Raw genomic sequence first — 18,510 nt, 5'->3', positions numbered from 1 at the left:
ATTCAGACATCTTAATTTTTGAATTGCATTAATCATTGCGCCTGCGCAATATTTTATCAGTCATCCCCGACTACTCTTCTGCACATTACTCTTTTTATGTCGACGCAATATCGTTGCCCTTGCTTTTCCCTGTGGAATATTGTCTATGCCCAAACACATGAATCATATCGTTAAACGTCTTATCGTTTATATTTGTATTTGTTTACTGGCCGGGGTCGGCATGACCGGGTTGACGGACTTTTTTCACACCAGATTTAACAGCACTTCATCTACACTATTTCCTCTGTTGACCAGTTTTCTGATGGTGTTTCATATCACTATTGCCTGTTTTATGGGCATGAAATACTGGAGCAGCAAGCGTCGCCTGTATCTGACCCCTGTCGCTTTCGGCTTTGCCTGTTCGGCGTTGCTGATGCTGGGCACGCTCAGCAGCTATCCGGACTGGCTCAGCTGCAATCCCTCGCCGGTGGTGAAACAAAATGACGCCGTCATATATTATTTCTTTCGCAATATAATGATGGCTATCTTATTCATGTCATCAATTATTTTGTATTACTTCCGCCGGCGCATCATGCATTCCTGGAAAGCCCATGTAATGACTTTCGCGGCATGTATTGTTCTTGTATTAACCATTATTTTTTTATCATGGCTGTACTCCAGCCACTCGCCGAAGCTGAGCATCAATTTTATCGACGACCTGAATCATACTTTCACCCCGCTGTGGCAAAGTATTATCAGCTGGCTGCTGATGGCAGTCTGGTTTATCACGCTAATATTAATAATTTGCTTGAGCAAACTGCGCAATATTTTCTGGTATAGCGGCGCTTTTTTTTGTAGCGCATATTTGTTCACCCTCTTCCGGCTGCTCTCTACCGTTGGGGAACTCGATCAGGCCTGGTATCAGGCGCGTTTTTTTGAAACGCTGTGCACCCTGTTCCTGATCCTGGTGCTGCTGGTCGACGTCTTTATCCTCTATCGGGAGTCTAACCACAAGTATGTCAACTCCTACCAGAATTCGATCCGCGACCCGCTAACCCGCCTCTATAACCGCAGCTTCTTCTATGACACCCTAAACCAGCAGTTGGCGAAGGTGAAGGCCCAGCATCCGCTGTCGGTGATTATCAGCGACCTCGACCATTTCAAACGCATCAACGATAACTACGGCCACATCGCCGGCGACAAGGTGATCCAATTTGCCGCCTCGGTGCTGGTCAGCCATTCGCGCAAGGATGATGTCGCCGCCCGCATCGGCGGTGAGGAGTTTGCCCTGCTGCTGGTCAACACCTCAGAGAACGAGGCGCAGGCGATCGCCGAGCGCATCCGTCTGGCGGTCAGCGCCGAGCAGACCGCTCTGCCAGAGCGGATGACCATCAGCATGGGGGTGTATACCACCCATGACAGAAGTGTGACGGCGGAGGAGTGCGTCCAGCGTGCGGACGAAGCCATGTATGAAGCAAAAAACAGCGGACGTAATCGGGTGGTGATCTGGCGACGCCAGGGCGGGTAAAAAAAGGCCCGGGATAGCCCGGGCCGCAAAAGGATTAATCTTTTGCCTGGAGATCGAGGATATTTTGTTCAAGTTTACGAATTAAGTGGAGCAACGTCTCCACTTCCTGCTTCGAGACCCCCGAGAGGATTTCATCGCGGGTCTTGCCTATCACCTCTTCCATCTCATTGATCAGCGGTTCGGCTTTTTCAGTCAACTTGATGCGTTTGGCCCGCCGATCGCTTGCGCAGGTCTGGCGAGAAATAAGCCCTTTCTCCTCCAGCTGATCGAGCGTACGCACCAGCGACGGTTGTTCAATACCGATGGCTTTCGCCAGCTGGATCTGCGACTGCTCAGGCGGCAGCTGGTGGATGTTATGCAGCGTGACCCAGTGGGTCTGCGTTAACTCCAGAGGTTTCAGGCGATGGTCGATTAGCGCGCGCCAGACGCGAACTAAACGTGCCAGATCAGAACCAAGTGGCGATTCCAATTTCATCTCCTTATAATTAGCTTGCTAAGTTATTATACTGATTTTAGAATAGTGTGCAGCATTTGAATAATCAAAACAAATGAATTACTTGATTCAACAAAAACCAAAACAATGATTTACACTGTTAAAGAGTAGCACGTCCTGAGGTTATCCCTGTTATGGCAAAGGATTTTTGCTTGTGAAACTGAGTCTTAATTCATCCGGATTGCCGCTGCAGGACCTGATGTTCGGCGCATCCGTCTATTTCCCTCCATTGTTCAAAGCCGTCTTGCTGGGCTTCTTTATCTGGCTGTTTTTACATCGCCAGCTGCGTGACTGGATGTATGCGGGCGACATCTGGCATCCCCTGCTGATGGATCTCTCCCTGTTCGCGCTCGCGGTCTGTCTGGCCCTGCTGTTATTGATTGCCTGGTGATCTACCTGCTATGAAAAAATTAAAATATTTGTCAACGCTGTTGGTGGCGGCCATCGCACTGGTTGCCGCGTGGTTGTTATGGAATTTCTACACTCAGTCCCCCTGGACCCGCGACGGGAAAGTGCGCGCCGAGCAGGTCGGGATCACCCCTCAGGTCTCCGGCAGTATTCTGCAGCTTAACGTGGCCGATAACCAGCGAGTCAAGGCCGGTGAAGTCTTGTTTACCATCGACGACACCCCCTACCGCATTGCGGTGCTGAACGCCCAGGCTCAGCTGGCGAAAGCGCAAGCTGAGGTGGCGAAAGCGCAGGCGGAGCAAAGCAAAGCCGCCAGCGAGGCCCGCCGTCGCAGAAACCTGTCGCAGAATGCCATCTCGGCTGAAGACCTTGAAAACGCCAATACCGCCCTGAATACCGCCACCACCACCCTGGCGGCCGCCAGAGCGGGAGTCGGTGTCACCGAGGCGGCGCTGAAGCATGCGCAGTGGCAGCTCAGCCAGACGGTAGTCAAAGCGCCGGTGGACGGCTGGGTGACTAACCTCTCCACTCGGGTCGGCGATTACGCCACCACCGGCCATCCGGTTTTTGCCCTGGTGGACAGCCATTCGTTCTATGTGCTGGGCTACTTTGAAGAGACCAAACTGCGCCATATTCGCATCGGCGATCCGGCGCAAATCATTCTCTACAGCAATCAGCAGACGCTGCAGGGGCATGTCGCCAGCATCGGTCGCGCGATTGTCGACCAGAGCGTGGAACAGGGAACCGGGCTGGTGGCCAATATCAAACCGAATATCCCCTGGGTCCGCCTCGCCCAGCGCGTCCCGGTGCGGATTGCCTTTGATAGCTTGCCGGCCGATGTCACTCTGGTCTCCGGCACCACCTGCACCGTCTCGATCGGCGGACAGTGATGAATCTGCAGACCCTGTCATGGCGCACGCTGCCCTGGGTTAAAGCTACCCGACCGCAGTGGCGATACGCGCTGCGTAACGGCATCGCCATGTGTCTTGCGCTGAGCATCGCCTACGCGCTGGATCTGGATGAGCCCTACTGGGCGATGACCTCCGCGGCGGTGGTCAGCTTTCCCACCGTCGGCGGGGTGATCAGTAAAAGTTTCGGCCGCATTGCCGGCAGCCTGCTCGGCGCCTGCGCCGCCCTGCTGCTGGCGGGCCATACGCTCAACGATCCCTGGCTGTTCCTGTTCAGTATCTCCGGCTGGCTGGCGCTCTGCACCTGGGCCTGCGCCCTGTTCACCAACAACGTGGCCTACGCCTTTCAGCTGGCGGGCTATACCTGCGCCATCATCGCCTTTCCGGTGATTAATATCAGCGACAGCTACGAGCTATGGGTGATTGCCCAGTCGCGCGTCTGCGAAGTCATCGTCGGGATCCTGTGCGGCGGGTTGATGATGATGATCCTGCCCAGCACCTCCGATGGCAGCAACCTGCTGACGGCTCTGAAAACCATGCACGCCCGCCTGCTGGAGCACGCCAGTCTGCTGTGGGTACCGGAAACGACGGATGCTATCCGCACCGCCCATGAAAGCGTAATTGGCCAGATCCTGACCATGAACCTGCTGCGCATCCAGGCCTTCTGGAGCCACTACCGCTTCCGTCGGCAGAATCCCCTGCTGAACTACCTGCTGCACCAACAGCTCCGAATGACCAGCGTCATTTCCAGCCTGCGGCGTATGCTGCTGAACTGGCCTGACGCCCCGGCCAATACCCGCCAGGTGCTGGAGTCGTTGCTTGCGGAGCTCGCCACCGCCAATGCTGACAGCTATCACGTCGCCCGCATTCTGGCGCCGCTGGCGCCGCCGCCGGGCGCGGATTACCGCCACCTCGCCTTCTGGGCGCGGTTACGCTATTTCTGTCGCATTTATCTGGAAAGCAGCCGCTGGATCCGCCGGGTTGAAAATGCCTCAGCGATCGCCGAGTTCAATGTTCCTTCCGCACCCGCGCTGACCCGCCACACGGACCAGGCGGAAGCCCTGCTCAACGGCATTCGTACCTTTTGCGCCCTGGTGGCGATAGGCGCGTGGGGGATCAGTACCCAGTGGACCAGCTGCGCGGCGGCCCTGACCCTGGCCTCCATCTGCTGCGTACTCTACTCGGTGTCGGCCTCGCCGTTTCGCTCGCTGACCCTGCTGATGCAGACCCTGGTCCTGCTGTCGCTGTTCAGTTTTGTGGTGAAATTTGGCCTGATGGTGCAGATCACCGACCTGTGGCAGTTCCTGCTGTTTCTGTTCCCGTTGCTGACCACCATGCAGTTACTCAAGCTGCAGTGGCCAAAATTTGCCGGCCTGTGGGGGCAGCTTATCGTCTTTATGGGCTCGTTTATCTCCGTCACCAACCCACCGGTGTACGACTATGCGGCCTTTTTCAATGACAATTTAAGCAAGATTGTCGGCGTGGGCTTTGCGTGGCTGGCTTTTGCGGTGCTCAGTCCCGGCTCGGACGCCCGCAAAGGGCGACGGCACATCAGAGCGTTACGGCGTCACTTTGTCGATCAGCTCAGCCGCCGCCCCCAGCACAGCGAGCACGAATTTGAATCGCTGGTATATCACCACGTCAGCCAGCTCAGTCAGAGCCAGGATGCGCTGGCCCGCCGCTGGCTACTGCGCTGGGGGGTGGTCTTGCTGAACTGCTCCCACGTGGTCTGGCAGCTTCGCGAGTGGGAAACCCGCTCCGATCCGCTCGCCCAGGTGCGCGATCTGTGTATCAACCTGCTGCGCGATGTCATGAGCGAGCGCGGCGTGCAGCAGCGGCCGCTGGCCACCACGCTGCAGGAGCTGCTGCGGATCTGCGAGGTTCTGAACCACCATCATCAGCCGGCGGCCCGGGAGCTGGCCGCCGCGATCTGGCGACTGTATTGCGCGCTATCGCAGCTGGAACAGGCTCCGGTCGCCGGAACGATTGGCGAAAAGATTACTTAATCACCCCGCAGGCAAACCGTTCGCCGCCGCCGCCCAGCGGCTGCGGACTGTCGGCCATATTATCGCCGCCGACATGAACCATCAGCGCTTTGCCTTTCACTTCCGCCAGCGTTTTCAGACGCGGAGCGATAATCGGCTGGTCAGCCACGCCCGCGTCGTTGACCACCAGCAGGGGCAAATCGCCAAGATGTCCGGTGCCCAGCGGCCCTTCATGTTTACCGGTATGTTGCGGATCGTAATGTCCGCCCGCCGCTCCGGCGGCTACGGCTTTGCCCTCTTTCATCGCCGGCTGGCAGCTACCTTCAGCATGGATATGAAAGCCGTGCTTGCCCGGCGGCAACGCTCGCAGATCGGGAGCAAATTCGAGTCCGCGGTCGGTTTCGGTGATTTTTACACTGCCGATGGATTGACCAACGCCCTGGCTGGTCACGAGATTAAGTTGCACATCTTCACTGACGGCCTGCGCGCCAGCGCAAAATGCGAGGGAAAGGATAGCGAGAATACATCGTTGCATAACACCTCCGGATGGCTGTCTCCCTGTTAAGTGTAAACCAGGAACAGGTTTCCGGAGGCGAAATGCCGGTTATGGCACGTCGTAACCGAGCGCGGCTTTGCGAATATGGAACCACTGCTGACGGGTCATACTCAGTTTTTCAGCCACAATCGCCGAGCGCACGCGCTCAATTTTGCCCGAGCCGATAATCGGCAGCGGTTGCGATGGCAGGCGCAGCACCCAGGCATAAACCACCTGCTCGATGCTGTCGGCGTTAAGCTCGTGGGCCACCTGGGCCAGCTCGTCGCGCAGCGGCTGAAAGCCCTCTTCATTAAACAGGCGGCCGCCGCCGAGGCAGGACCAGGCCATCGGGCGAATACGCAGCTGCTGCAGCTGATCGAGGGTACCGTCGAGCAGCAACGGCTGATGCACCGGCGAGATCTCCACCTGGTTGGTAGCAAGCGTAAACGGCAGGCGCGACTGCAGAAGGGTGAACTGGGCAGGGGTAAAGTTCGAGACGCCGAAATGACGTACTTTGCCGCTGTGATGCAGCGCGAGGAAGGCTTCAGCCACCTCGTCGGCGTCCATCAGCGGATCCGGCCGGTGGATCAGCAGCAGATCGAGATGGTCCGTCGCCAGATTACGCAGCGATTGCTCAGCGCTGAGCACGATGTGGTCCCGGTCGGTAATGTAGTGACCGATGGTGTTTTCAGCGCGCGCCCGGGTGGCAATGCCGCATTTGCTGACAATTTCCATTCGGCTACGCAGATGCGGCGCCAGCTTCAGGGCTTCACCAAAAGCGGACTCGCACTGGTAATCACCATAGATATCGGCGTGATCGACGGTGGTAATGCCTAAATCGAGATGCTGTTCGATAAAGCCGACCAGCTCGCCTGGCGACATTTTCCAGTCCATCAGACGCCAGTAGCCCATCACAAAACGCGAAAATTCCGGCCCCTGGGGAGCCATAGCAATACGCTGAACCATAACCGCTTCCTCAATAAAAAAGTGCTCTGAGTATACGTAATTTTTGGCTTAAAACAGTGAGGGTTGCTGCGGTTCTTCCGCCGCCTCTGGCCTGTTTGCGCGGATTTTGCGCAGCAGGCGTTGACGGCACAGACGCAATACCTCCTGTTTCTGCGCATCGCTCATCGTTTGCCAGTTAAAACGTTCCTCACGGCTACGGAAACAGCCGCGACAGTAGCCGCGCTCATCGGTCTGACAAATTCCCCGGCACGGGCTCTGCACCGGGAAAAATTCTAACTGCTCTGCCACCACACGCCTCCTGTCCCCTCATCTCCTTTCATTGAAGACGTTTCCCCGCGCTGACGCAAATTTTGTTCACTACGTGCTGCGCCAGCTAACATTTTTGCGCCGGGTCTTGCATTAGACCAATCGGTCTACTACAGTGTGCCCCATGAACAGACACAGCGATTGCGATACCCGAGAACATATTCTGGCCACCGGCGAGCGGCTTTGCATGCATCGCGGCTTTACCGGCATGGGCTTGAGCGAACTCCTGAAGACGGCGGAAGTGCCCAAGGGCTCTTTCTATCATTACTTTCGCTCTAAAGAAGCCTTCGGCGTCGCCTTGCTGGAAAACCATTTCGCCGGATATCTGCAGCGCCTGGTCGAGCATTTCGCCCATGGCGACGGCAACTATCGCGATCGGCTGCTGGCCTACTATCAGCACACGCTGAATCAGTTTTACCAGCAGGGAATTATTAGCGGGTGTCTTACCGTCAAGCTGTCGGCAGAGGTCTGCGATCTGTCGGAAGACATGCGCACCGCCATGAACCACGGCGCCAGCCAGATCATCGCCCTGCTGGGCGACGCGCTGGAGAAAGGACGCCAGGAAGGCAGTCTGACATTTGACGGCGAGGCCATGACCCTGTCGCAGGTGCTCTATTCCCTGTGGCTCGGCGCCAACCTGCAGGCCAAAATAACGCGTAGCGCAACGCCGCTGGAGAGCGCCCTTGCCCACGCGAAACAGATTATTGCGGCGCCTGCTGTTTAACAGGCGTTTTTATTTCATCAGTTCCTAGACGACCGGTCTACTCAGGAGTCATTATGTCGGAATCAAAATTATTCACCCCGTTGAAAGTCGGTGCCGTCACCGTCCCTAATCGCGTATTTATGGCTCCACTGACGCGTCTGCGCAGCATCGAGCCGGGCGATATCCCTACCCCGCTGATGGGCGAATATTACCGTCAGCGCGCCAGCTCCGGGCTGATCATCAGCGAAGCGACGCAGATTTCCGCCCAGGCCAAAGGCTATGCCGGCGCGCCAGGGCTGCACAGCCCGGAGCAGATTGCCGCCTGGCAGAAAATCACCGCCGGCGTTCACGCGGAAAACGGCCATATCGCCGTGCAGCTGTGGCATACCGGGCGAATTTCCCATAGCAGCCTGCAGCCCGGCGGCGCCGCCCCGGTAGCGCCGTCTGCGCTGAGCGCCGGCACCCGTACCTCGCTGCGCGACGAAAACGGCCACGCCATCCGCGCCGACACCTCGATGCCTCGCGCTCTGGAAACCGAAGAGATCCCGGGGATCGTCGATGATTTCCGTCAGGCGGTGGGCAATGCCCGTGACGCCGGTTTCGATCTGGTTGAACTGCACTCGGCTCACGGCTATCTGCTGCACCAGTTCCTCTCGCCGTCGGCAAACCAGCGTACCGACCAGTATGGCGGCAGCGTGGAAAACCGCGCCCGTCTGGTGCTGGAGGTGGTTGACGCCGTGAGCAAAGAGTGGAGCGCCGACCGGATTGGCATCCGCGTGTCGCCGATTGGCAGCTTCCAGAATGTAGATAATGGCCCGAACGAAGAAGAAGACGCGCTGTATCTGATTAGCGAGCTGGCGAAACGCGGTATCGCCTATCTGCACATGTCCGAGCCGGACTGGGCGGGCGGCAAGCCGTACAGCGAAGCCTTCCGTCAGAAAGTTCGCGACCGCTTCCCGGGCGTGATCATTGGCGCTGGCGCCTACACCGTTGAAAAAGCCAACGACCTGATCAGCAAAGGGCTGATTGATGCCGTGGCCTTTGGCCGCGATTACATCGCCAACCCGGATCTGGTGGCCCGCCTGCAGAAAAAAGCGGCGCTCAACCCGCAGCGCCCGGAGTCCTTCTACGGCGGCGGCGCGGAAGGCTACACCGATTATCCTACGCTGTAATCCCTCCATTGATAGCGGCGACGTATCGCCGCTATACTCAAGGCTCTGATCTATCAAATAAACTGCATAGGGGACATTATGCGCTTACTCCACACCATGCTGCGCGTTGGCGACCTGCAACGTTCTATCGACTTCTATACCAATGTGTTGGGCATGAAGCTGCTGCGCACCAGCGAAAACCCGGAGTACAAATACTCCCTCGCCTTCGTCGGCTACGGCGAAGAGAGCGATACCGCGGTGATCGAACTGACCTACAACTGGGGCGTGGACAGCTATGAGCTGGGCACCGCCTACGGTCACATCGCGCTGAGCGTCGACAACGCCGCCGAAGCCTGCGAGCGGATCCGCCAGAACGGGGGCAACGTTACCCGCGAAGCCGGGCCGGTAAAAGGCGGCAGCACCGTTATCGCCTTCGTGGAAGATCCTGACGGTTACAAAATCGAGCTGATTGAAGAGAAAGACGCCGGCAAAGGGCTGGGCAACTAACCCCCCCGACCATAGCGACTTTATTATCCTCGTTCGCCCGGGCGCTGCGGCGCCCGTTGTTTTCACCCCTGCCTGCTGCAAGCCGTGGCAAAATTTGCCATAATGCGCGCTACTTTTTTCCAGCTAAGAGAATCTGATGTCCGAGAACGCTCAACTGAATGGTCTGTGCGACCGTTTCCGCGGTTTTTATCCAGTGGTGATTGATGTTGAAACCGCAGGATTTAATGCCAAAACCGACGCCCTGCTGGAGATCGCCGCCATTACGTTGAAGATGGATGAGCAAGGCTGGCTGATGCCCGATGAAACGCTGCATTTCCATGTTGAACCTTTCGAGGGCGCCAACCTTCAGCCCGAAGCGCTGGCCTTTAACGGGATTAACCCGCACGATCCAGAGCGCGGCGCCGTTAGCGAATACGACGCTCTGCATGCCATCTTCAAAATGGTACGCAAAGGGATGAAAGAGAGCGACTGCAGTCGGGCTATCATGGTGGCGCACAACGCCACATTTGACCACAGCTTCACCATGACCGCCGCCGAACGGGCGGGGCTAAAACGCAACCCGTTCCATCCGTTTGTCACCTTTGACACCGCCGCGCTGAGCGGGCTGGCTTTGGGCCAGACGGTGTTGTCGAAAGCCTGTATTGCCGCGGGTATGCCGTTCGACGGCGCGCAGGCCCACTCCGCCCTCTACGATACCGAGCAGACGGCACAGCTGTTTTGCGAGATAGTGAACCGCTGGAAGCGTCTGGGCGGCTGGCCGCTGCCGGTGGCGACGCCGGAGTGATAAAAAAAAGCGACTTCCAGGAAGTCGCTTTTTTACTGACCGCGGGAATTATTCCGCTTTCGGCTCGTCAGTGTGGTATTTCGCCGCTGTCTCTTTGATCAGCTGCTGCAGTTCACCGCGCTGGTACATCTCGATGACGATATCGCAGCCGCCCACCAGTTCACCGTCCACCCACAGCTGCGGGAAGGTCGGCCAGTTGGCATATTTTGGCAGCTCGGCGCGGATATCCGGGTTCTGCAGGATATCAACGTAAGCAAAACGTTCGCCACAGGCGGACAGCGCCTGAACGGCCTGAGCGGAGAAACCGCAGCTTGGCAGCTTCGGCGAACCTTTCATGTACAGCAGGATCGGGTTTTCAGCGATTTGGCGTTGGATCTTTTCTAAAGTCGAGCTCATTGTCGTGCTTCCTTAAACTTCTTTCTACGGCAGTAACTTGTCATTGTAGCGTCCCGAGGGCAGGACCGATAATAACATTTTTTTCACTATTCATATTTTATCTTCTGTTGCGCGAAGTTGCCTTAAAAATATCATTTTGCCGTCGCGGGCAGGCGCGCGTTGCGCATTTTCTGTGCGAGGCGGTCAATGTCTGACGCGTTTTCTTGCAATCGTTAACCAATCGACATTTTTGATACAAAAGAATATTAACTTTCCGGGTTTTTATGCTTTAGAATCGTTCCGGTTTGTCATTCATCGTCAGGCATTTGTACATGTCTGTAATTAATCAGGGGATTGCTCAGTGGCGCGGCTAAACAAAATCGCGATATCGCTCTGTGCATTACTGTTCACATCTATCTCATTCACGCCACTGGCTCAGGCTTCAGGGCATACGCACGCCTCCGCCTCGCCAAAGGCGTTGCCCGCGAAAAGCGGCTCAGAGCGCAAGAAAAAAGCAACCAGTCAAAAAAGTAAAACCACCGCTAAAACCACCAGTAAAAAATCCTCGAGCACCCGGCTCCCTACCCGCTCTACCGCAGCAAGCCAAACCGCGCTTCATCGTCAGGCCGCCGGCGCCACGAAAAAATGCGTGCTGCGTAAAGGGTATAAAAAGCAGTGCGCAAAAACGGTGGCCGCCAGCGCCGAGCCGACCCTGGCGCTGAACAGAGTCAAAAGCAAATGCGTGGTGCGTAAGGGCTATAAAAAACGCTGTAAACCCGAGGCCAGCGAAGCGAATCTGACGATCGCCGACGCGCATAAAGTCCGGGTGCAAAAAGCGCAGAGTACCGCCATGAACAAACTGATGGGCCAGCTGGGTAAACCGTATCGCTGGGGCGGCACCTCGCCGCGCACCGGGTTCGACTGCAGCGGGCTGGTCTATTACGCCTACAAAGATCTGGTCAAGATTCATATCCCGCGTACCGCCAATGAAATGTACCACCTGCGCGATGCGCGTCCGGTCGATCGTGACGAACTGCAGAGCGGCGACCTGGTCTTCTTCCGCACCCGCGGACGTGGCACTGCCGACCACGTTGGCGTTTACGTCGGCAACGGGAAATTCATTCAGTCCCCGCGCACGGGGCGCGATATTCAAATCACCTCCCTGAGCGAAGATTACTGGGTACGTCATTACGTCGGCGCCCGTCGCGTCATGACCCCGAAAACCATTCGCTGATCCCGGTCTGCCGCTACGGCGGCAGCCCTCTTCACCTGCGCGTTCTCCGCCCCCACCGTCAGGGGAAACTGCATATTCGCCTCTGTGACCGGCGCTTCCCGACGATAGCGGGTGGGCGACATGCCAAAGTGACGGTGAAAGGTGCGGCAGAACGCCGCCTGCCCGTCGTACCCCAGACGTTGGGAAATACTCTGCATGGAGGCCTCGGTCTGCGTTAAGTAGATTGTCGCGATGGTCATCTTCCGGCGGCTGACGTAGCTCGCCAGCGTGCAGCCGGTCACCATGGCGAATTGCCGCTGGAAATACCAGTGCGAGTAGCCGGACTTTTTCGCTATCGCGCTTACCGGCAGGGTGTCAAAAATATGTGCTTCGATCCAGTCAACGATCCCCTGCACGACCGGGATCATTTTCGGGCTTACCACTTCATCTGTTTTTGCCATCGTAGCCATCCTGTGGAAATTACTGCCGGCGGCTATATTTGTCATACAAATATCAAAATAGACAATGAATTATTGGCATAGCGGCGATTGCCTGAAAGCATAGCGTCATTAATTATTTGATTTAAAATGCTTATTTTCACTCAGTCGTTTGTGCTGCGGGGCCTTAAGATGGCCTGCTGAGAAATTAACCATCGCGGTGAGAGGCTGGAGACCCAGCCTCCTTTTACTTATACATTTTTGCAACATCTGCGGGCATATTAACGCGCCGCTCCGCAGAAAACGGTTAAGCCTTCGGCAGTTGCGCCGGCGATAATAGCCTTTATCGTTGTAAGGCTTTTCACTGCCTGCGGCAAATGTTAACATTCTCAATACAATAACAGGCCCGGGACGCGACAGCGTCGGGCGGTCAGAACGCGATTCAGGTGAAAACCTCATCTTGTCAATGTGAGATAAAACAAAAAAGTTATAAGGAGAGTAGCAATGTCGTTTGAATTACCTGCATTACCATATGCAAAAGACGCCCTGGCGCCGCACATTTCCGCAGAAACCCTGGAATACCACTACGGTAAACACCACCAGGCGTATGTCACTAACCTCAACAACCTGATCAAAGGCACCGCGTTCGAAGGTCAATCGCTCGAAGAGATCGTGCGCACCTCTGAAGGCGGCGTTTTCAACAACGCGGCGCAGGTCTGGAACCACACCTTTTACTGGAACTGCCTGGCGCCGAACGCCGGCGGCGAACCGGAAGGCGAGCTGGCGGCCGCGATTGCCAAATCCTTCGGCAGCTTCGCAGAGTTTAAGGCCAAATTTACCGACGCCGCGGCGAAAAACTTTGGCGCTGGCTGGACCTGGCTGGTTAAAAATGCCGACGGCAGCCTGGCTATCGTCTCCACCAGCAACGCGGGTACCCCGCTGACCACCGACGCGAAGCCGCTGCTGACCGTTGACGTCTGGGAACATGCTTACTACATCGACTACCGCAACGCCCGTCCAAGCTATCTGGACCACTTCTGGGCGCTGGTTAACTGGAAGTTTGTTGCCGCTAACCTGGCCGCATAAACGACAAACCGCAGCAGAGTGACCCCTGCTGCGGTTTTTTTTACCCCCTTCCCCACCGTTTATGACTGGCTGGCAAAGGCCTCCTCCGGCTGCGCTCGTCCGCTAAACCAGACCAGCAGCAGCGCCAGACCGGCAATAATCGCGCCCATCACCGGCACAAACGCATATCCCAGTCCGCCGGAGATCACCGCCCCGCCGGCGGCGGCGCCCAGCGCGTTGCCCAGGTTGAACGCCCCGATATTCACCGAAGAAGAGAGACCCGGCGCCTCATGCGCCACGCGCATCACTCGCATCTGCAGCGGCGGCACTACCGCAAAGGTGGCTGCGCCCCAGACGATCATACTGATGGCCGCACCCGCCTGGGATTGCGCCAGCAGCGGTATCGCCAGCATGATCGCCATCAGCAGCAGCAGAAAGCCTTTCAGCGTGCGGGAGACCGACCGGTCGGCGAATTTACCGCCCAGATAGTTGCCCAGCGAAAAACCAACTCCAATCAGCACCAGCATCGCGGTGATAAACAACGATGAAGCATGGGTCAGCGAATTCAGTACCGGCGAAATGTAGGTATACAGCGTAAACATCGCCCCGGCGCCCAGCACGGTGGTCAGTAAGGCAGAAAGCACCTGCGGCCGTAACAGGACCGAAAGCTCTTGTTTGACATCCGGCCGTTCGCCCGCGCTGCCCTTCGGCAGGGAGAACCACAGGCTCACCATCGCCAGCAGGCCTAACCCCGCGGTGGCGAGGAAGGACATCCGCCAGCCGATGGTTTCTCCAAGCCAGGTCGCGGCAGGCACGCCGCCGATATTAGCGATGGTGAGGCCCATAAACATGGTGGCCACCGCGCTGGCCTGCTTGTGCTTGGGCACCACGCTGGCCGCCACCACCGACCCCAGGCCAAAAAAGGCGCCGTGGTTGAGGCTGGTAATAATGCGCGACAGCAGCAGCGTGGTGTAATCCGGCGCAATGGATGACAGCAGGTTGCCGACGGTGAAGATCCCCATCAGAAAAATCAGCGCATTGCGTCGGGCGCGATGGGACAGCAGCAGGGTCATCAGCGGCGCGCCGACCATGACGCCGATGGCATACGCACTGATCAGCATTCCCGCTACCGGTATCGAGACGTCCACGCCCTTGGCAATCACCGGCAGCAATCCCATCGGGGAGAACTCGGTGGTCCCGATGCCAAAGGCGCCGATCGCCAGCGCGAGTAAAGGAAAGTTGATTTTCATTCAATGACTCCATCAGACCGTCAGGGAGGACGGCGTAACATCAGAAGCCAAAAGCATGACATCAATCACAAAAAAACAAAAGTGAACGAAATGACAAAAGATTTTTGCAGAATTGATAATAATGGCGGGATACGGGGAGGAGGCCGCGCTCCTCCCTCATCGGAACATTAGTGCAGTATGGCGGTCAGGCTGAATGCGACGATCACGCCGAGGGCAATAATCGTGGTGATCAGCGAAAACTTTAAATTGGTATCCATCATTTTTCCCTCTTGTTATCCCCACACCAAAAGTGAGCTTGCTCATTTTTGCACAAAAAATCGCAAAAATCTTCCGGGATTTAGGGCGATGCACATTTTTGCTCTTCCACTTTGCCCCAAGATCGGACAAAATCCCACGCTAATTTAAAAGCGTATCGGCCATTGACCCCTTCCTGTCGTTCTGTGTCGTTTTCCCGACGTGATGCAATGTTGAAAATTGTATTCAGGGTGTGTGTAGGCAAACGTTTACGTATCGATGATCAGGCGATCAGGTCAAGGCATGGAGTGAGATGTAATGGCAACTATTAAAGATGTAGCGAAGCGCGCAAACGTTTCCACTACAACTGTATCACATGTAATTAACAAAACCCGTTTCGTTGCCGAAGAGACGCGCAATGCGGTATGGGCGGCGATTAAAGAGCTGCACTACTCGCCGAGCGCCGTGGCCCGCAGCCTGAAAGTCAATCATACAAAATCGATTGGCCTGCTGGCGACCAGTAGCGAAGCCGCCTATTTCGCTGAAATCATTGAGTCCGTTGAAAAGAGCTGCTTCCAGAAGGGCTATACCCTGATTCTCGGCAACGCCTGGAACGACCCGGAAAAACAGCGGGCCTATCTGTCGATGATGGCGCAAAAACGCGTCGACGGTCTGCTGGTGATGTGTTCCGAATACCCGGACTCCGTCCTGAGCATGCTGGAAGAGTATCGCCATATTCCGATGGTGGTGATGGACTGGGGCGAAGCAAAAGCCGACTTTACCGATGCGGTAATCGATAACGCCTTCCAGGGCGGGTATATCGCCGGACGTTACCTGATTGAACGCGGTCACCGCGAAATCGGCGTGATCCCGGGCCCGCTGGAGCGCAACACCGGCGCGGGGCGACTGGCCGGCTTCATGCAGGCGATGAAAGAGGCGCATATCAGCGTGCCGGAAAACTGGATTGTACAGGGCGACTTCGAGCCGGAGTCCGGCTACCGCGCCATGCAGCAGATCCTGAGCCAACAACACCGTCCAACGGCGGTCTTCTGCGGCGGCGACATTATGGCGATGGGCGCTATCTGCGCCGCGGATGAAATGGGGCTGCGCGTGCCGCAGGACATTTCGCTGATCGGTTATGATAATGTGCGCAACGCCCGCTATTTCAGCCCGGCGTTAACCACCATTCATCAGCCGAAAGATTCGCTGGGCGAAGCCGCGTTCAATATGCTGTTGGATCGTATCGTCAACAAGCGCGAAGAGTCGCAGTCTATTGAAGTGCACCCTCGGCTGGTCGAACGCCGCTCGGTGGCGGATGGCCCGTTTGTCGACTATCGTCGCTAAAGCACTGGCGGGCGCGGATCACTCCGGCGCCCGCAGCCACTCCCGATTCAGCGTGTCGCTGTCCCCCAGGTAGTCCAGCATCCAGTTTAACGCCGGCGAAGCATCATTCTGCTGCCAGGTCAGACAGCAGGCCGCATCCGGAAACGGATTTTCCAGCGCCAGCGCGGTCCACTCGCCGCGATCCACCCATGGCCGGGCGAAATGGCTTGGCACCATGCCGACGCAGAGCCCTGCCGACAGACAGGTTGCCGACGATTCCCAGTCGGGGACCACCACCCTCTTCTGGTTATCCAGCAGCCACGTTGTCCGTTTGGGCAACGAACGCGAGGTATCTTCCCGCACCAGCGACGGCCAGTTGCGCAGGACATCGTCGCTCAGCGGCCCCGCCATCTTCGCCAGCGGGTGAGCGCTCGCCACCACGCAGTCCCAGCTCAGCATCCCCATATCGCGGAACGCATAGCGGCCCCCAACCGGAATAGAGCGCGTTGCGCCAATCGCCAGCTCCACGCGGCCGTCGGCCAGCGCATCCCATACGCCATTGAACACTTCCTGAAAAACGATCAGCTCGACGTCGGGAAAATGGCGATAGAAATCCACGATCATCTGGCGCATCCGCGCGGGTTTCACGATATCGTCCACCGCGATCGACAACTGCCCGCGCCAGCCGTTGGCAATTTGCTGGCACTGCTGGCGGGTGATCTGCATTTTTTTGATAACAGAGCGCCCTTCCTGTAAAAACCAGACCCCGGCGGGGGTCAGCTCCACATCACGATGACGGCGCTCAAACAACGGGACGGCCAGCCACTCTTCGAGCTGACGCACGGTATAGCTGACGGCGGAAGGCACCCGATGGAGCTCCTGCGCCGCCGCGCTAAAGCTGCCGTTACGGGCGACGGCATCAACCACTTCCAGAGAGTATTCAGACCACATTTTCTGCCTGCAAAATTTTTGAATGCATGTGACAAATATTAGCGTTTCACAAGCCACAATGCACTCCCTACACTCTGCGGCATCGTACCTGTACTCCAAAAATGAGAACGTTATGTCACAACCTGGGAAAGGATTTTTAGTCTGGCTGGCCGGCCTGAGCGTGCTGGGCTTTCTGGCCACCGATATGTACCTGCCGGCATTTGCCGCCATGCAGCAGGATCTCGACACCTCCGCCGCATCCATTAGCGCCAGCCTGAGCCTGTTCCTCGCCGGCTTCGCGCTGGGCCAGCTCTTCTGGGGGCCGCTGTCAGACCGCTACGGGCGCAAACCGGTGCTGCTGAGCGGCCTGGCGATTTTCGCGGTCGGCTGCCTGGGAATGCTGTGGGTGCAGAACGCCACGCTGATGCTGGCGCTGCGTTTTCTGCAGGCGATTGGCGTCTGCGCCGCGGCGGTCACCTGGCAGGCGATGGTGACCGATTACTATCCCGCCCAGCGCACCAACCGCATCTTCGCCACTATTATGCCGCTGGTAGGACTGTCCCCTGCGCTGGCCCCGCTGCTGGGCAGCTGGCTGCTGGTACACTTCGAGTGGCAAGCCATCTTCGCCACCTTGTTTGCCATCACTCTGCTGCTGATGCTGCCTGCCCTGCGCCTGAAGGCCGCCGCTAAGTCGGCCACTGTGGCTGAAAAGAAAATCACTTTTCTGGCGCTGCTGCGCTCCCGGGAATACAGCGGCAACGTCCTGATCTACGCCGCCTGCTCCGCCAGCTTCTTCGCCTGGCTTACCGGTTCGCCGTTTATCCTACATGAGATGGGCTACGGCCCGACCGCCATCGGCCTGAGCTATATCCCGCAGACCATCGCTTTTCTGGTGGGCGGCTATGGCTGTCGCGCGCTGCTGCAAAAATGGTCCGGGCAACAGATGCTCCCGTGGCTGCTGGTGGTCTTCGCCGTCAGCGTCGCCGCCACCTGGCTGGTGGGTCTGCAAACGCATGCCTCGCTGGTAGCGTTAATGATCCCGTTCTGCCTGATGGCGGTGGTCAACGGCGGGATCTACCCCATCGTGGTCGCTCAGGCGCTGAAGCCTTTCCCGCAGGCAACCGGCCGCGCGGCGGCGCTGCAGAACACCCTCCAGCTTGGCCTGTGCTTCCTGACCAGCCTGCTAGTCTCCGCGCTGATCGCCACGCCGCTGCTGACCACCACCAGCGTGATGCTGGTCTCTATTTTGTTAGCCGGAGTGGGTTATCGCCTGCAGCAGACGCCAGCGCTGGCGGCCCACTCTTCCCACGCCTGACGCCCGTCGCCAGAGCCCGGACCAGTGGTTAGCACGCTAAGATATTTTTATTGAAAGCCAGTACTTAGCGTCCTATACTGGATCCGGGTTCACATAAATAAAAAATATTTAACAG

At 57.3% G+C, this 18,510-nt stretch carries 21 protein-coding genes; 12 read left to right on the top strand and 9 right to left on the bottom strand.

Going from position 1 to position 18,510, the window contains the following annotated elements; genetic code table 11:
* Positions 1 to 145: 145 nt before the first annotated feature.
* The gene (locus ACLH1U_RS02875; protein ID WP_085551044.1) at positions 146 to 1,507 is read left to right on the top strand and encodes a GGDEF domain-containing protein; all 1,362 of its coding nucleotides are present in this window, start codon (positions 146 to 148) and stop codon (positions 1,505 to 1,507) included.
* Positions 1,508 to 1,541: 34 nt separating this feature from the next.
* Here the strand turns inward: ACLH1U_RS02875 and slyA are convergent, their stop codons facing one another.
* Positions 1,542 to 1,982: a transcriptional regulator SlyA gene (slyA, locus tag ACLH1U_RS02870; protein WP_004143833.1), complete on the bottom strand. Its 441-nt coding sequence runs from the start codon at positions 1,980 to 1,982 to the stop codon at positions 1,542 to 1,544.
* A gap of 172 nt (positions 1,983 to 2,154) precedes the next feature.
* Between slyA and ACLH1U_RS02865 the strand changes: the two genes are divergently transcribed.
* From ACLH1U_RS02865 to ACLH1U_RS02855, 3 genes are read left to right on the top strand one after another with little or no spacing between them, the layout of a single operon-like run.
* Positions 2,155 to 2,391 (top strand): DUF1656 domain-containing protein, encoded by a 237-nt coding sequence (locus ACLH1U_RS02865; RefSeq protein ID WP_032453115.1) that lies wholly within the window; start codon positions 2,155 to 2,157, stop codon positions 2,389 to 2,391.
* A 10-nt stretch (positions 2,392 to 2,401) separates the two neighbouring features.
* Positions 2,402 to 3,298 carry an HlyD family secretion protein gene (locus ACLH1U_RS02860; protein ID WP_023289935.1) on the top strand — a complete coding sequence of 299 codons (897 nt, stop codon included), beginning with the start codon at positions 2,402 to 2,404 and terminating at the stop codon, positions 3,296 to 3,298.
* On the top strand, positions 3,298 to 5,322 hold the full coding sequence (locus tag ACLH1U_RS02855) for an FUSC family protein (RefSeq protein WP_085551043.1): 2,025 nt from the start codon (positions 3,298 to 3,300) through the stop codon (positions 5,320 to 5,322). The genes ACLH1U_RS02860 and ACLH1U_RS02855 overlap by 1 nt, the downstream gene beginning before the upstream one ends.
* Here the strand turns inward: ACLH1U_RS02855 and sodC are convergent.
* From sodC to ACLH1U_RS02840, 3 genes are all read right to left on the bottom strand, one after another.
* Complete coding sequence (gene sodC / locus ACLH1U_RS02850; RefSeq protein ID WP_023289937.1) at positions 5,315 to 5,836, bottom strand: superoxide dismutase [Cu-Zn] SodC; 522 nt, start codon at positions 5,834 to 5,836, stop codon at positions 5,315 to 5,317. The genes ACLH1U_RS02855 and sodC overlap by 8 nt on opposite strands.
* A 69-nt stretch (positions 5,837 to 5,905) precedes the next feature.
* The gene (locus tag ACLH1U_RS02845; RefSeq protein ID WP_411299031.1) at positions 5,906 to 6,802 is read right to left on the bottom strand and encodes an aldo/keto reductase family oxidoreductase; all 897 of its coding nucleotides are present in this window, start codon (positions 6,800 to 6,802) and stop codon (positions 5,906 to 5,908) included.
* Between the two features lie 48 nt (positions 6,803 to 6,850).
* Positions 6,851 to 7,093 carry a DUF1289 domain-containing protein gene (locus ACLH1U_RS02840; protein ID WP_017901094.1) on the bottom strand — a complete coding sequence of 81 codons (243 nt, stop codon included), beginning with the start codon at positions 7,091 to 7,093 and terminating at the stop codon, positions 6,851 to 6,853.
* A 139-nt stretch (positions 7,094 to 7,232) separates the two neighbouring features.
* On the opposite strand from ACLH1U_RS02840, the gene ACLH1U_RS02835 reads away from it, so the two are divergent.
* The 4 genes from ACLH1U_RS02835 to rnt all read left to right on the top strand — a co-directional run bounded on the left by ACLH1U_RS02835 (position 7,233) and on the right by rnt (position 10,253).
* Positions 7,233 to 7,832, top strand: a complete 600-nt coding sequence (locus tag ACLH1U_RS02835; protein ID WP_032428869.1) for a TetR/AcrR family transcriptional regulator — start codon at positions 7,233 to 7,235, stop codon at positions 7,830 to 7,832.
* Positions 7,833 to 7,885: 53 nt separating this feature from the next.
* The gene (locus ACLH1U_RS02830) at positions 7,886 to 8,983 is read left to right on the top strand and encodes an alkene reductase (protein ID WP_044523573.1); all 1,098 of its coding nucleotides are present in this window, start codon (positions 7,886 to 7,888) and stop codon (positions 8,981 to 8,983) included.
* A 78-nt stretch (positions 8,984 to 9,061) separates the two neighbouring features.
* Positions 9,062 to 9,469, top strand: a complete 408-nt coding sequence (gene gloA, locus ACLH1U_RS02825) for a lactoylglutathione lyase (protein ID WP_032453119.1) — start codon at positions 9,062 to 9,064, stop codon at positions 9,467 to 9,469.
* A gap of 136 nt (positions 9,470 to 9,605) precedes the next feature.
* Positions 9,606 to 10,253, top strand: a complete 648-nt coding sequence (gene rnt, locus ACLH1U_RS02820) for a ribonuclease T (RefSeq protein WP_004202881.1) — start codon at positions 9,606 to 9,608, stop codon at positions 10,251 to 10,253.
* A 48-nt stretch (positions 10,254 to 10,301) separates the two neighbouring features.
* Here rnt and ACLH1U_RS02815 read toward each other — a convergent pair whose 3' ends face one another.
* Positions 10,302 to 10,649: a Grx4 family monothiol glutaredoxin gene (locus ACLH1U_RS02815; RefSeq protein ID WP_002907768.1), complete on the bottom strand. Its 348-nt coding sequence runs from the start codon at positions 10,647 to 10,649 to the stop codon at positions 10,302 to 10,304.
* A gap of 340 nt (positions 10,650 to 10,989) precedes the next feature.
* Between ACLH1U_RS02815 and ACLH1U_RS02810 the strand changes: the two genes are divergently transcribed.
* Entirely contained in the window at positions 10,990 to 11,862 is an 873-nt protein-coding gene (locus ACLH1U_RS02810) for a C40 family peptidase (protein ID WP_411299030.1), read from the top strand.
* Here ACLH1U_RS02810 and ACLH1U_RS02805 read toward each other — a convergent pair.
* On the bottom strand, positions 11,817 to 12,302 hold the full coding sequence (locus ACLH1U_RS02805; RefSeq protein ID WP_023289942.1) for a helix-turn-helix domain-containing protein: 486 nt from the start codon (positions 12,300 to 12,302) through the stop codon (positions 11,817 to 11,819). The genes ACLH1U_RS02810 and ACLH1U_RS02805 overlap by 46 nt on opposite strands.
* 480 nt (positions 12,303 to 12,782) lie before the next feature.
* On the opposite strand from ACLH1U_RS02805, the gene sodB reads away from it, so the two are divergent.
* Complete coding sequence (gene sodB / locus ACLH1U_RS02800; RefSeq protein WP_023289943.1) at positions 12,783 to 13,364, top strand: superoxide dismutase [Fe]; 582 nt, start codon at positions 12,783 to 12,785, stop codon at positions 13,362 to 13,364.
* A 59-nt stretch (positions 13,365 to 13,423) separates the two neighbouring features.
* Here sodB and ACLH1U_RS02795 read toward each other — a convergent pair whose 3' ends face one another.
* Complete coding sequence (locus ACLH1U_RS02795) at positions 13,424 to 14,593, bottom strand: MFS transporter (RefSeq protein WP_023289944.1); 1,170 nt, start codon at positions 14,591 to 14,593, stop codon at positions 13,424 to 13,426.
* A 167-nt stretch (positions 14,594 to 14,760) separates the two neighbouring features.
* Positions 14,761 to 14,850, bottom strand: coding sequence for a YnhF family membrane protein (locus ACLH1U_RS02790; protein WP_004152976.1), 90 nt, complete (start codon positions 14,848 to 14,850; stop codon positions 14,761 to 14,763).
* Positions 14,851 to 15,145: 295 nt separating this feature from the next.
* On the opposite strand from ACLH1U_RS02790, the gene purR reads away from it, so the two are divergent.
* The gene (gene purR / locus ACLH1U_RS02785) at positions 15,146 to 16,171 is read left to right on the top strand and encodes an HTH-type transcriptional repressor PurR (RefSeq protein WP_004202888.1); all 1,026 of its coding nucleotides are present in this window, start codon (positions 15,146 to 15,148) and stop codon (positions 16,169 to 16,171) included.
* Positions 16,172 to 16,189: 18 nt separating this feature from the next.
* Here purR and punR read toward each other — a convergent pair whose 3' ends face one another.
* The gene (punR, locus tag ACLH1U_RS02780; protein WP_032453122.1) at positions 16,190 to 17,101 is read right to left on the bottom strand and encodes a DNA-binding transcriptional activator PunR; all 912 of its coding nucleotides are present in this window, start codon (positions 17,099 to 17,101) and stop codon (positions 16,190 to 16,192) included.
* A 112-nt stretch (positions 17,102 to 17,213) separates the two neighbouring features.
* Between punR and punC the strand changes: the two genes are divergently transcribed.
* Positions 17,214 to 18,395, top strand: coding sequence for a purine nucleoside transporter PunC (punC, locus tag ACLH1U_RS02775; RefSeq protein ID WP_032453123.1), 1,182 nt, complete (start codon positions 17,214 to 17,216; stop codon positions 18,393 to 18,395).
* The last annotated feature ends 115 nt before the right edge of the window (positions 18,396 to 18,510 follow it).

Source organism: Klebsiella sp. 1SOBk5mer (genome assembly GCF_046603115.1).
GTDB lineage: Bacteria > Pseudomonadota > Gammaproteobacteria > Enterobacterales > Enterobacteriaceae > Klebsiella > Klebsiella quasipneumoniae.
Note: the sequence above shows the minus strand (reverse complement) of the source record. Positions and strands in the feature narration are given on the sequence as shown.

Coding starts and splice junctions, on each gene's coding strand:
- gloA (WP_032453119.1), top strand. CDS start 9,062: ATGCGCTTACTCCACACCATGCTGCGCGTTGGCGACCTGCAACGTTCT.
- ACLH1U_RS02860 (WP_023289935.1), top strand. CDS start 2,402: ATGAAAAAATTAAAATATTTGTCAACGCTGTTGGTGGCGGCCATCGCA.
- sodB (WP_023289943.1), top strand. CDS start 12,783: ATGTCGTTTGAATTACCTGCATTACCATATGCAAAAGACGCCCTGGCG.
- ACLH1U_RS02875 (WP_085551044.1), top strand. CDS start 146: ATGCCCAAACACATGAATCATATCGTTAAACGTCTTATCGTTTATATT.
- purR (WP_004202888.1), top strand. CDS start 15,146: ATGGCAACTATTAAAGATGTAGCGAAGCGCGCAAACGTTTCCACTACA.
- ACLH1U_RS02855 (WP_085551043.1), top strand. CDS start 3,298: ATGAATCTGCAGACCCTGTCATGGCGCACGCTGCCCTGGGTTAAAGCT.
- ACLH1U_RS02805 (WP_023289942.1), bottom strand. CDS start 12,302: ATGGCAAAAACAGATGAAGTGGTAAGCCCGAAAATGATCCCGGTCGTG.
- ACLH1U_RS02790 (WP_004152976.1), bottom strand. CDS start 14,850: ATGGATACCAATTTAAAGTTTTCGCTGATCACCACGATTATTGCCCTC.
- ACLH1U_RS02795 (WP_023289944.1), bottom strand. CDS start 14,593: ATGAAAATCAACTTTCCTTTACTCGCGCTGGCGATCGGCGCCTTTGGC.
- rnt (WP_004202881.1), top strand. CDS start 9,606: ATGTCCGAGAACGCTCAACTGAATGGTCTGTGCGACCGTTTCCGCGGT.
- ACLH1U_RS02815 (WP_002907768.1), bottom strand. CDS start 10,649: ATGAGCTCGACTTTAGAAAAGATCCAACGCCAAATCGCTGAAAACCCG.
- punC (WP_032453123.1), top strand. CDS start 17,214: ATGTCACAACCTGGGAAAGGATTTTTAGTCTGGCTGGCCGGCCTGAGC.
- ACLH1U_RS02845 (WP_411299031.1), bottom strand. CDS start 6,802: ATGGTTCAGCGTATTGCTATGGCTCCCCAGGGGCCGGAATTTTCGCGT.
- ACLH1U_RS02830 (WP_044523573.1), top strand. CDS start 7,886: ATGTCGGAATCAAAATTATTCACCCCGTTGAAAGTCGGTGCCGTCACC.
- slyA (WP_004143833.1), bottom strand. CDS start 1,982: ATGAAATTGGAATCGCCACTTGGTTCTGATCTGGCACGTTTAGTTCGC.
- sodC (WP_023289937.1), bottom strand. CDS start 5,836: ATGCAACGATGTATTCTCGCTATCCTTTCCCTCGCATTTTGCGCTGGC.
- ACLH1U_RS02835 (WP_032428869.1), top strand. CDS start 7,233: ATGAACAGACACAGCGATTGCGATACCCGAGAACATATTCTGGCCACC.
- punR (WP_032453122.1), bottom strand. CDS start 17,101: ATGTGGTCTGAATACTCTCTGGAAGTGGTTGATGCCGTCGCCCGTAAC.